The 12,256-nt window shown below is 41.2% G+C and carries 11 protein-coding genes and 1 pseudogene; 7 read left to right on the plus strand and 5 right to left on the minus strand.

Annotated features, from left to right (window positions below):
* Positions 1–87 precede the first annotated feature (87 nt).
* From BC659_RS15900 to BC659_RS15910, 3 genes and pseudogenes are all read left to right on the plus strand, one after another.
* Positions 88–963: a carbon-nitrogen hydrolase gene (locus BC659_RS15900; protein WP_133475809.1), complete on the plus strand. Its 876-nt coding sequence runs from the start codon at positions 88–90 to the stop codon at positions 961–963.
* A 119-nt stretch (positions 964–1,082) separates the two neighbouring features.
* Positions 1,083–1,436, plus strand: a pseudogene (locus BC659_RS17065) (four helix bundle protein).
* Positions 1,437–1,448: 12 nt separating this feature from the next.
* A complete protein-coding gene (locus tag BC659_RS15910) occupies positions 1,449–2,546 on the plus strand; it encodes an agmatine deiminase family protein (RefSeq protein WP_133475810.1) in 1,098 nt (365 codons plus the stop codon).
* A gap of 45 nt (positions 2,547–2,591) precedes the next feature.
* On the opposite strand, the gene BC659_RS15915 is transcribed toward BC659_RS15910, so the two are convergent.
* From BC659_RS15915 to BC659_RS15925, 3 genes are all read right to left on the minus strand, one after another.
* Complete coding sequence (locus BC659_RS15915; protein ID WP_133475811.1) at positions 2,592–3,191, minus strand: methyltransferase domain-containing protein; 600 nt, start codon at positions 3,189–3,191, stop codon at positions 2,592–2,594.
* A gap of 124 nt (positions 3,192–3,315) precedes the next feature.
* Entirely contained in the window at positions 3,316–4,656 is a 1,341-nt protein-coding gene (locus tag BC659_RS15920; protein WP_211340806.1) for a M24 family metallopeptidase, read from the minus strand.
* 53 nt (positions 4,657–4,709) lie between these two features.
* Positions 4,710–5,315, minus strand: a complete 606-nt coding sequence (locus BC659_RS15925; RefSeq protein ID WP_133475812.1) for a hydrolase — start codon at positions 5,313–5,315, stop codon at positions 4,710–4,712.
* 159 nt (positions 5,316–5,474) lie between these two features.
* Here BC659_RS15925 and BC659_RS15930 point away from each other — a divergent pair, with 159 nt between their 5' ends.
* Both BC659_RS15930 and BC659_RS15935 read left to right on the plus strand, forming a co-directional pair.
* Entirely contained in the window at positions 5,475–6,284 is an 810-nt protein-coding gene (locus tag BC659_RS15930; RefSeq protein WP_133475813.1) for an N-acetylmuramoyl-L-alanine amidase, read from the plus strand.
* A gap of 138 nt (positions 6,285–6,422) precedes the next feature.
* The gene (locus BC659_RS15935; RefSeq protein WP_133475814.1) at positions 6,423–7,580 is read left to right on the plus strand and encodes an acyl-CoA dehydrogenase; all 1,158 of its coding nucleotides are present in this window, start codon (positions 6,423–6,425) and stop codon (positions 7,578–7,580) included.
* 276 nt (positions 7,581–7,856) lie between these two features.
* Here the strand turns inward: BC659_RS15935 and BC659_RS15940 are convergent, their stop codons facing one another.
* A complete protein-coding gene (locus BC659_RS15940; RefSeq protein ID WP_133475815.1) occupies positions 7,857–8,132 on the minus strand; it encodes a hypothetical protein in 276 nt (91 codons plus the stop codon).
* Positions 8,133–8,250: 118 nt separating this feature from the next.
* Between BC659_RS15940 and BC659_RS15945 the strand changes: the two genes are divergently transcribed.
* Entirely contained in the window at positions 8,251–8,733 is a 483-nt protein-coding gene (locus BC659_RS15945) for a YdeI/OmpD-associated family protein (protein WP_133475816.1), read from the plus strand.
* A 483-nt stretch (positions 8,734–9,216) separates the two neighbouring features.
* Positions 9,217–10,143, plus strand: coding sequence for a fasciclin domain-containing protein (locus tag BC659_RS15950; RefSeq protein WP_133475817.1), 927 nt, complete (start codon positions 9,217–9,219; stop codon positions 10,141–10,143).
* 106 nt (positions 10,144–10,249) lie between these two features.
* Here BC659_RS15950 and BC659_RS15955 read toward each other — a convergent pair whose 3' ends face one another.
* Positions 10,250–12,223 carry an ABC-F family ATP-binding cassette domain-containing protein gene (locus BC659_RS15955; protein WP_133475818.1) on the minus strand — a complete coding sequence of 658 codons (1,974 nt, stop codon included), beginning with the start codon at positions 12,221–12,223 and terminating at the stop codon, positions 10,250–10,252.
* Positions 12,224–12,256 lie beyond the last annotated feature (33 nt).

The following is a 12,256-nucleotide window of genomic DNA, read 5'->3' on the forward strand; positions in this document are numbered from 1 at the left end:
TTCGTAAGACTTATAGTTAGCTTATTAAATAGGTATTTAAATTTGCTCGTAGCTCATAGCTCAAAGCTCGTAGCGAAAAAAATCAGTATGTCAAAAATTCAAATAGGCCTTGTGCAAATGAGTTGCACATCATCAAGGGAAGAAAATATGGCGAAAGCCATCGCAGGTATCCGTTCTGCTGCGGCGAAAGGAGCCCAGATAGTTTGTTTACAGGAACTTTTCACCAGTCTCTATTTCTGTGATGTGGAAGATTATGAAAATTTTAAACTCGCAGAATCCATACCCGGTGAATCAACCGATACCTTATCAAAAATTGCAGCAGAACTCAATGTGGTAATCATTGCTTCTTTATTTGAAAAAAGAACAGAAGGTTTGTACCATAATACGACAGCTGTACTGGATGCCGATGGCACTTATCTTGGTAAGTACCGCAAAATGCATATACCCGATGACCCAGCCTATTATGAGAAATTTTATTTTACCCCCGGGGATCTTGGGTATAAAGTATTCAAAACCAAATATGCAACACTGGGTGTATTGATTTGCTGGGATCAGTGGTATCCTGAAGCAGCACGTATTACATCATTAATGGGAGCTGAAATATTATTCTATCCAACCGCTATCGGATGGGCCACCAGTCAGGATGAAGCCACCAATACAGAACAGTACAATGCATGGCAAACCATACAAAGAAGTCATGCTGTGGCCAATGGTGTACACGTGGTAAGTGTAAACAGGGTAGGCTTTGAGCAGAATGGTGCGATGAAATTCTGGGGAGGTTCATTTGTAAGCAATCCGTTCGGAACATTATTGTACAAAGCATCACATGAAGAAGAGGAAGTAACCGTAGTAGAAATCGACACAACGAAAACCGATCGCTACAGAACACACTGGCCCTTTCTGCGTGATCGCAGAATAGATTCCTATCAACCGATTACCAAACGTTTCATCGACGAAGACTGAATATAGTCCGAAAGTCCGGGAGACCGAGAGTCCGAAAGAGATGAGATAAAGGGTTAAGATTGCATGCCAGACGGAGCGAATGGTTCGTATGACGATGCGCTATCTTGTGCAAAAAGAGTATGCCTTTTAAATTTGAAAAATTAATTGTGTGGCAGAAATCATTGCAATTAATTGAAAAGGTGAATGTGCTTGTAAAACAATTTCCAAAAGAAGAATTATTTGTTTTAACAAACCAGATAAAAAGAGCAGCAGATTCAGTGTCGCTAAATATTGCAGAAGGTTGAACCGGGCAGTCGAATCCAGAATTTATCCGGTTTTTGAATTTTGCAATCCGATCGAATATAGAAGTGGTTGCATGTTTGCATATAGCAAGAGTAAGAAGCTTAATTGAAGAGAAAGATTTCAATGATATATATATACTTTGTGAAGAAATGCTGGCTATGTTAAATGCCCCTAAACTAAAACTCAAATAAAAACAGTTATACATGTCCTTTCTATGCAATAGACAATTATCCCCGGACTTCCGGACTTCCGGACTTTCTGACTCAGACACTCCCAAATCTCTTGGATATCGCTTCCCCGCTGAATTTGAACAGCATGAAGCTACCTGGCTTTCATGGCCACATAAAGAAGCAAGTTGGCCGGGTAAAATAGACTCTATATACCCTAATTATTCGCTTTTTGTAAAGTATCTTGCTGAAAGTGAAAAAGTACGCATAAACGTTGCCAATGACGCGATGAAACTATTCGCTGTCGGACACATGGAGAAAGCAGGTGTAGATATGTCGCAGGTTGAATTTTTTATGCATCCGACCGATGATGCCTGGTGCCGCGATCATGGCCCTGCTTTTCTCATCAACCCTGATGCTGAACAACGCAAAGTAATTGTAGACTGGAATTACAATGCATGGGGAGGCAAGTATCCACCGTATGACCTGGATGATGTAATTCCTACCCTTATCGGTAAGCATTATAACCTGCCCGTATTCAATCCGGGTATCATTATGGAAGGTGGTTCTGTGGAATTCAATGGAGCGGGCACTGTATTAACTTCAACCTGCTGCCTGTTGAACCCCAACCGTAATCCGCATTTAAACCAGTTGCAGATAGAACAATACCTGATGGATTATTACGGAATGGAACAGGTGTTATGGGTAGATGAAGGCATTGTTGGCGATGATACGGATGGACATATTGATGATACGGTTCGTTTTGTAAACGCGGATACTGTCATTACTGTAATTGAAGAAAATAAGCAGGATGAAAACTATGCTTTACTTCAGACCAACCTGCAACAGTTAAAAGCCATGCGACTCATCAATGGCAAACAGCTCAACATTATTGAATTACCCATGCCCGAGGAAGTGGTGTATGAAGATCAGCGTTTACCGGCATCCTACGCTAATTTTTACATCAGTAATAAACATGTGATCGTACCAACTTTCCGCAGCAAAAGAGATGATAAGGCACTCAGCATCATCGCAGATGCATTTAAAGACAGAGAAGTGGTAGGAATCGATTCAACCGATATCATCTGGGGACTGGGAAGTTTTCACTGTCTCAGTCAGCAGGAACCGAAATAGATCTAGGATGTCTGATCGCTGATGTAGGATATAAACAATCAGACATCAGACATTTTCTTTATCCTTTTGTAAAATGACAAACAACTCACTACCTGCACGCTGGGGAATAGAGTTGTATGATGGCTCCATGATTTGTATCTGGAAAAAGGGGGTGAACAGATTGCTGTACTCTTTTTCATCACCCCCAAAAGGTGGGTTGTTATCAAATGAGCGGTTGAACAGCAGGCCCACCAGTTTTCCGCCCGGGTTTAACAATTGCTGCATCTTCTCAGCATAAGCCTCTCGTAATGAAGGATCAATGGCGCAAAAAAAAGTCTGTTCAAGGATTAGATTATAGCTTCCCGTCAATGCAAAAAAATCTCCACAGATAACCTGAATTCGATTTCCGTAATCCCTGAATTGGGTATTTAACCTTTCTGCTACTACCGGCGCAATATCGATGACGGTAATATTACTGAATCCCTTTTCCAGTAAATAAGCGGCTTCATAGCTATTGCCGCCACCAGGTATGAGAATACGGATATCTTTTCCTGTTAACTGGTCGATATATGTTTTCAGGGGAGTAGACACATAACCAATATCCCAACCGGTTTCCTCTTTTTTATATCGCTCATTCCAATAATCTGCCGATAAGAATGTATTCATGCCTGAATGAATTATAATAGCTATAAACTCTCCTTCTTCATTTCTCCTTGCGAAAAATCCTGACTAAATCAGGCTGCGATTAATTCAACTCCTTAGCAGGAAGAAGAGGGGAAGGGAAGCCTAATTAATTATCTATATGAGGAGCATGGGACGGAATCAGTAATAGTTTTACCTGTCGGCCGCTGATATAACGGAATTGTTTCCCATCCCAGTATCCATCCTGCTCCAGCATAATACGTACCGGCTTTTTCCATTCCGGAATATCAGTAGAAGCATTCAATTCAATCGAATAAGCAGTATGAGCATTCATTTTATAGTCGCCCGTGCCAGCTACCGCCACCTGATTATCCCACATTCCGATAGTGGTTCCCGCTGCATGACCATGATAACCTATAGGATGGGTGTAGATAACTGCCTGTATATTTTCTGCCTTTGCCTGTGCCAGTGCATCTTTCAGTATCTGGTTGCCTGTTTTGCCATTTGTAAACTGCATGGTAAGGATATCCTGCAAGCGGTTGGCTCTTTCAAATGCTTTTACGAGACTGGCGGGGGCTGCTTTTTCACCAGGCTGTAACACATAAGCATGCTGTTGTATGTCGGTATTGAGTCGTAAATAGGTGATGCCAATATCTACATGTAATAAGTCACCTGTTCGTATTACTTCATCGTTGGGTCTGCTGGAGAAAGTACGCAGGTGATCGAAGTTCTCAGGATCATTTCGCTGAACCGATACCGATGGATGGAACCATGTATCCAGTCCGAGATCACGTATTTTCTGTCTGAACCACCAAACAAGATCATTGGTAGTGGTAACACCCGGCATGATTACTTTTTCGGAGAATCCTTCCTGAATAATTGTATGTGTAATCTGTATCAACTGCGGATACAATTGCATTTCTTTTTCCGTTCTTGTTTCAAGCCACCTTACGGCGAGAGGTTCAGCACTCACTACTTTTCTGGCAGTCGTTGCAGATAGTTTTGTGATCAATTCTTTTTGTTCGGTGTAAGTAAGTCCGTCTGCATGACCAAAATCCGACGAATAGTTCAACCCGATTTTTGCAGGATTTCTTTTTTCAATCAGATCCACTACGGCATCCCACTGATCGGGGAACTTTGTCATGTCCCAGGCCGCTTTTATTTCTGAACCAACATTGTACCTCGATACAGCCAGTTTTTCAAAAGCACCCGATGCATTGCGATAAAAAATCAATACTGTTCTCCTTCTGGCTGCAAACCATGTAGCAGGTAACATGGTTTTAATGACAGGATCCTCATTGTATTCTCTTGAAATCACCACCCACATATCAATGCCTGTTTCTTTCATGAGTACTGGCAAAAGATTGTTGAGTCGTTCAGCTAATATTTCATCCACCACCCTTGACTGTTCTTTCAAAGGTAAAATATACTGCCCCCGGGATTGGGATAGGCAGGATGCCAGGAGGATGACCATAATGAGCTTTTGCATATGATTTTTGATTTTTTGATTTTGAGGTCTTTGATTTCCTTATTCCATATTTCTTATTTCTCTGTTCTCTGCGCCTGTCTTGGAATAATAAAGGCAATCAGTTCATTCAGTTCAATCCCTGCTCTTTCACAGGCATCGCGTATATCTTCGCGGGACACGTTGGCAGCAAATGATTTTTCTTTGAGCCTTTTGTTTACTCCTTTCACATCCATACCTTCATAACCATCCGGACGCATAAGGGAGTAAGCATGTATTAAGCCGGAAAGTTCATCGAAGGCGTATAACATTTTATCCATCTCAGTTTCCGGGATCACACCAAAATGTACATGTCCGTGAGAGGCAATGGCACGAATGATTTCCGGGTCAATATTTCTGCGTTCCAGTTCTTCAATAATCTTTTTACAATGTTCGTCGGGCCATTGATCCCAGTCCGCATCATGTAATAAGCCAGCTATTTCCCAACGCCATTGCGTGGCTTCGTCGGCCTGTAATTTTTCAGCAGCCCAGCATTTCATAAGATGTGCTACCTGCTGCATATGCAATTTCAATTTAGGGTTCAGTACCCATTCATGAAAGAGTGTATTGGCTTCTTCGCGTGTTAATACATTTCCCTGATTGACGGGGTTGCCAAAAGTTGATCTACCGAGGTGCAGAGACATAATTGTTTTTTTAGTCCGTGAGTCCGATGTCCGAAAGACCGGAAGTCCGAATAAATTTAGGACGGATATAACTACGCCCAAAAATACATTTATCCTTCATCATCTTTCGGTCTTTCGGACATCGGACTTTCTTTGTACTTTTCCGCTTCAAGACGAAACATGAAAAATTTTATTCTCATCTGCATCGTTTTAGGAGTAATTGCCTGCTCCCGTAATCCCTATAAAGCCACCAATAAAGTATACAACCAGAAAGCCAAAGAGTATGCAAAAGCATTGAAAACAGCACCGGTTGAAACTTTTGTTTCCGATTCGATGGGTTTGCCCAATTACTGGGTGGGTACCACCAATTTCAATATGAGGAAACCCAATTTTGTCATCATTCATCATACCGCTCAGAATTCCTGTGAGCAGACCCTTAAAACATTTACATTGGCCCGTACGGCCGTAAGTGCCCATTATGTAATCTGTAAAAGCGGTGTATTGCACCATATGCTCAATGACTATCTGCGAGCCTGGCATGGGGGGATAGGTAAATGGGGTAATATGACCGATATCAATTCATCATCCATAGGTATTGAGCTGGATAATAATGGATTTGAGCCCTTTGATAGCTTACAGATCAATAGTCTGATCAGTTTATTAACAAGATTGAAAAAAGAGCATAATATTCCTGCCGCAAATTTTATTGGTCATGGCGATATCGCTCCTACCCGGAAAAATGACCCCAATTATCGCTTCCCATGGAAAAAGCTCGCAGAAAAGGGGTTTGGTCTATGGTATGATGAAGTGAGAGAAGAAGTACCCGCCAATTTCAATCATATACAGGCACTACGAATCATCGGATACGATGTAAAAGACACAACGGCCGCCATACAGGCATTCAAACGTCATTTCCTCCAGGATACCACAAAACGTATCAATGATCTTGACAAAAGCGTTTTATATAATCTGCAGAAAAAATACTATTGAATTTCTTAATGTCAGACGGCAGATATGAATTTTTCAGGGTAGAAAAACAAATAAATCTGATATCTGCCATCTGAGATCAAAAAATCTGCATTCCTAACGTTTGTTAGCTTATTTTTGCAGCGCCAAAAAGTAAAAACTATGCAATTCCAACTCAGCGAAGAACATTTGATGATCCAGAAAGCGGCCCGTGATTTTGCCCAGAATGAATGTCTGCCCGGCGTGATAGAGCGCGATGAAAAACAGCAGTTCCCAAAAGAACAGATAATGAAACTGGCTGAACTGGGTTTTATGGGAATGATGGTAGATCCTAAGTATGGTGGTGCCGGTATGGATACCATTAGTTATGTGCTGGCCATGGAAGAAATCAGTAAAGTGGATGCGAGTACCAGTGTGTGTATGAGTGTAAACAATAGCCTGGTTTGCTGGGGACTGGAAGCATTTGGTACAGAAGAACAGAAACATAAATACCTGACACCGCTCGCACAGGGTAGGAAAGATGGTGAATTATATATAGGTGCCTTTTTGCTGAGTGAACCTGAAGCAGGAAGCGATGCTACCAGTCAGCGTACCACCGCAGAAGATATGGGCGACTATTATTTACTGAATGGTACGAAAAACTGGATCACCAATGGTTCATCAGCTTCTGTGTACCTCGTAATGGCTCAAACAGATCCAGCTAAAGGCAGTAAAGGTATCAATGCTTTTATCGTTGAAAAAAACTGGCCTGGCGTAACCGTAGCCGCCAAAGAAAATAAACTGGGTATCCGCGGAAGCGATACACATACCATACTATTAACCGATGTAAAAGTACCCAAAGAAAACAGGATTGGGGAAGATGGCTTTGGTTTCAAGTTTGCCATGAAAACGTTGGCAGGCGGCAGAATCGGTATTGCTTCTCAAGCGCTCGGTATTGCCAGCGGCGCCTATGAACTGGCACTCGCCTACAGTAAGCAACGTAAAGCATTTGGTAAAGAAATCATGCACCATCAGGCCATACAATTTAAACTGGCCGATATGGCTACCAGGGTGGAAGCTGCCCGTTTACTTTGTTTGAAAGCTGCCTGGGAAAAAGACAATAATATAGACTATACCCTTAGCTCATCTATGGCAAAAGTATTCGCCAGTGAAGCCGCTATGTGGATCTCTACGGAAGCCGTACAGGTACATGGTGGCTATGGTTTTGTAAAAGAATACCATGTAGAAAGACTGATGCGCGATGCGAAGATTACCCAGATTTATGAAGGAACGAGTGAAGTACAGCGGATTGTGATCAGCAGAAGTATTTTAAATAAGTAAAAACTCAAAAGCCAAAATTCAAAAAAGCAGCATGCTTTTAAGCCCTCTTTGCCCAGCAGAGAGGGAAGGGGTGAGTTGAAAATAGACTTGCGAAACTTGAAAGAGTTTCGCAATTTTTTTACCGGTATATCATATACATATCGCTAAAGTATTATTCTTTCTGAGCAGAGTGTCCAAAAAATAAAAGCATTTTGCAGAAGAGTCTCCGAGGAGCGTATGGAGGATGGCATATACAAAGTGTATTTTATTTTATTTTCGTTTGCTACTGATCATACATTAACTATAAACGATCCACCAAACCCCGATCCCGAATAATACCAAAGAAAATACAGGCCATATTCTATCCATTCCTTTGGCCCGAAACAAATTCCAGATGGCCAAGGCTGCTAACAATACAGGTAAGGCGAGCATGGGTAAAGAGAGTAATTCAAATAAAGCACCTGTGAAAATATTACTGTAAACATTAAAGTTTTTACCTGTAAACCAGAAGAGTACAACACCAACCATCATCAGGAACAATGTACGGTTGGGTATGTTGAGGATTTTCTTCATACCATATAAATATACCTGAATTTTTCAAAGGCTGCCTTTGTTGGCCGCCTGACCAACAAAATAAAATAAAACTCTTCCGGTATTTATTTGTTATCAGTATTCATATGTAAGCCAGATCATGAAAACATATAAAGACCAGCAGGCGATTGGTCAACTCGAAAAAAGAAAAGGGGGCTATTACTATTTTATGGTAACAGCAGCTACTGCCAATGCATTGACCCATCAGCACAAAACAAGACTGATCTGTACCATTGATAAAACCCTGACTTTTCAATGCGGGCTGAATCACCTGGGCGACGGTAATTTCTTCATTATTATCAGTACAAAGAAAGTCAAGGAGTTAAAAAAGAAGATAGGCGATAAAATTGATATTACGCTTCAGGAGGATCCCAATCCGCTGGGTGTAGAAATACCCGAAGTATTAACGGCTTTGCTCGATCAGGATGAAGATCTGAAGAAAAAATACGATCAATTTACCATGGGAAAAAAAAGGTCTGTAATTCATGCTATAACACGTTTAAAAGATATGGATAAACAAATCAGTATGGCACTGAAAATTATCAATGGGCAGCTCATACCCGGAAGAAAGAAAACATCCTGACTTCTCGTACAGAAGTGCTGGCTCCATTTCATTAACAAAATCAACACTGTTAAATCTTTCTGTTTTATATTTTCCTTTTTGCAAAACAAGAATGCTTATAACATTTTTTTTACAAGTTTGTAAAACAAAAATAAATTTTCCTTTGTTTTAATATATCCCTGCGCTTGAATCCCTGATACAGTGTATGTTTTTAAAATATACGCTGTGCTCATAACCCTTACGCAACTGGCATGTGATTTGTTTATCTGAGTGATGTGTATTGCATACTGCAGGTGCGATAACACATTTCTTTTGTCAGTTTTATTATCACTATCATAATCAATCAGTAATGGAAACATATATGTATCCAAGTACTAATTTATTGCCTGAAACAATCATGGAATAAATTCTGATACAACCTGTATGCAGCATTTCTATGAATATGAATAGTGAAATGATTTTTTGTTTCTACTTATCCAATTATTAAAAACTAAAAACCAAATTATGATCAAGCACACCAAAGTTTTCATGTTGGCAAGTATGTTGTTTCTGATGCTGTCATCCTGCAAAAAAGATGAAGCAGTACCAGCCAAAACTATAGCCGCACTGGTTACTGAGAATGCCAATTTATCATTACTGAGAACAGCAGTTGTGAGGGCAGGATTGGTGGAAACACTGTCAGGTCAGGGAACCTTCACTGTTTTTGCGCCGGACAATAATGCATTTGCAGCGGCTGGTCTGGGTACAGAAGCTGCTATCAATGCCGTACCGGAAGCTACACTTCGCCAGATTTTGCTCTATCACGTTCTGGGTCAGGAATATATATCAGGTAATATTCCTTCTGCTACCACAGAACTCACCACAGCGGGTGATGCGCGTGTATATGTAACTAAAAACAGTAATGGTGTATTTGTAAATGGGTCTGCGGTTATTACGGCAGATGTTGACGCACAGAATGGAGTGGTACACGTAATTAATAAAGTATTAATGCCACCTCCAGGTAATCTGGTACAACTGGCTCAGTCTAATCCCAATCTCTCCTTTTTGGTTGCTGCAGTTGTAAGAGCCAGTCAGGGTACAACCAATGTAGCGGGTGTTTTATCAGGTACGGGACCATTTACCGTATTTGCCCCCACCAATACTGCTTTTCAGAATGCAGGTTTTGCTACCGTGGAAGCCATTCAGCAAGCTAATCCCAATACACTCGCTTCTATTCTTACTTATCATGTGATAGGAGCAAGGGTATTTTCGTCTGATCTTACGGAAGGCGCAAGACCTGCTACCGTAAATGGAGCCAATGTTACCATTACGTTAGCTGGTGGAGCAAAAGTGAAAGGTAATACCAATACTACCGCTTCAAACATCACTGCTACGGATATTGTAGCAAGTAATGGTGTAGTGCATGTAATTGATGCGGTATTGTTGCCATAAGATAAGTTTGCTAAAAATAGTTGAGCAATAAAAAACTCCGCAGATATTCGGGTACATTTTACCCGAATATTGTGCGGAGTTTTTTACAAACAATTCATTTTGATTTTTATCCTTCCATTTCCATCACTTTCTCAAACACTTCTTCATACTCCTTATTTAACTCATCCCATTTTGCCCTTGTCTGTTTATACGAGGCTTCCAATGAAGAAAATTTATTTGGGTCTGAATAATTGGAAGGATTACCAAGATCGGTTTCAAGTTTGGCTTTTTCTTCCTTGCATTTATTCAGTTCTGTTTCCAACTGCGTAAGCCTTCGTTTCTGCTTTTGTAATTCCTTCTGTTTCTCCTTATCAATTGCCTGATTGGCAGGTAAGCTTTTTTCTTCTTTAATAACCACTGTTTCTTTCTTAGGCTCCTGTGTAACGGCTTTTTCTTTCGGACTTTCGGACTTGCTGTCTCCCTGACTCGCCTTTATCTTCTCCATCCGCTCATTCCATTCCACCCATTCCTGATAAGTGCCTTTAAATTCTTTGATCTGATGGTCTACAATCTCCCAGATTTTATTGGCTGTTTTGGAAATAAAATATCGGTCGTGACTCACCAGAATAATACTGCCCTCATATTTATTCAAAGCTTCTGCCAGCAGTTCCACTGAATGCATATCCAGGTGGTTCGTAGGTTCATCAAGAATCAGGAAGTTGGCCTTGCTTACAATGGTTTTGGCCAGTGCCACCCTTGCTTTTTCACCACCACTTAATACACGGATGCGTTTGTCAACATCATCACCACTGAATAAGAATGCACCTAATAGGGCCCTTAATTCTACATCAGTTTTCTTACTGCCGCATTGCTGAAGTTCTTCCAATATGGTATTGGTAAGTGTGAGTGCCTCTAACTGGTGCTGTGCATAGAAACTCTCTTCCACATTATGTCCCCATATACGTTGCCCCTCGAAAGGTTCTGTACCACCTACCATACGCAGTACGGTAGATTTACCTTTACCATTGGCGCCGATGAGGGCAATTTTGTCACCACGTTCAATTTCTGCATTGGCAGCTTCCAGGATCCTGATTTTTCCGAAATGTTTGGTAGCATTTTTCAGTTCCGCTAAAACCTTACCCGGAACTTTATCTAACTGGAAGTTGATACGCAGATCGGGGCGTTCCAGTTTAACATCCTCAATCTTTTCAATTTTATCCAGTCGCTTTTGTATACTCTGCGCCTGTGCAGCTTTACTGGCTTTGGCTTTAAAGCGTTCGATAAAACGTTCCTGCTGACGGATATAATCCTGCTGGTTCTCAAAAGCTTTCTGCTGCATTTCAATACGCAATGCTTTCTCAGTTTCATAATATGTATAGTCGCCGGAATAAATGTGTAGTTGCTGTTGGTATACTTCCACAATCTTATTCACCATTCTGTTCAGGAAAAACTTATCGTGGCTCACAATCACCACGCTACCCTGGTAATGAATCAGGTATTTCTCCAGCCATTCAATAGAAGGAAGATCAAGGTGGTTCGTAGGTTCATCCAGTAAGAGTACATCCGGCTTCTGTAAAATCATTTTACAAAGCAATACGCGCATCCTCCATCCACCACTAAACTCTTTATAGGGGCGGGAGAGGTCTTCATTGCTGAAACCAAGGCCATGTAGCACTTCCTCAGCTTTGTGGTGAATATTATAACCATCAAGCACATCCAGTTCATGGAGGGCATCTGTGTATTGAATGAGCAGGTCATTGTTTTCAGGATCCTTTTCCAGCTCTTGACCCAACCGTTCAATATCTTTTTCTAACTGGCGCACCCTTTCAAAAGCACCCAGTGCCACTTCTGTAATAGTATCATTGGTATCGAAACTCAGCAAATCCTGGTGCAGGTATCCGATCGTGGTTTCCCTTCCTTTTTCAACAGAACCCTTCGATGGGGTATATTCACCAACCAGTACCTTGAGCAAGGTAGATTTACCGGTACCATTGTATCCGATTAAACCAACACGGTCGCCGGGTTGTATATGCCAGGTGGCATCTTCCACAATTACACGGGCACCAAATTCAAAAGTTACATTCTGTAGGCCGATCAACATTTCTTAACAACGATTTAGGAGCGCAAAGGTAAT

This window comes from Sediminibacterium goheungense (genome assembly GCF_004361915.1).
Taxonomy (GTDB): Bacteria; Bacteroidota; Bacteroidia; order Chitinophagales; family Chitinophagaceae; genus Sediminibacterium; species Sediminibacterium goheungense.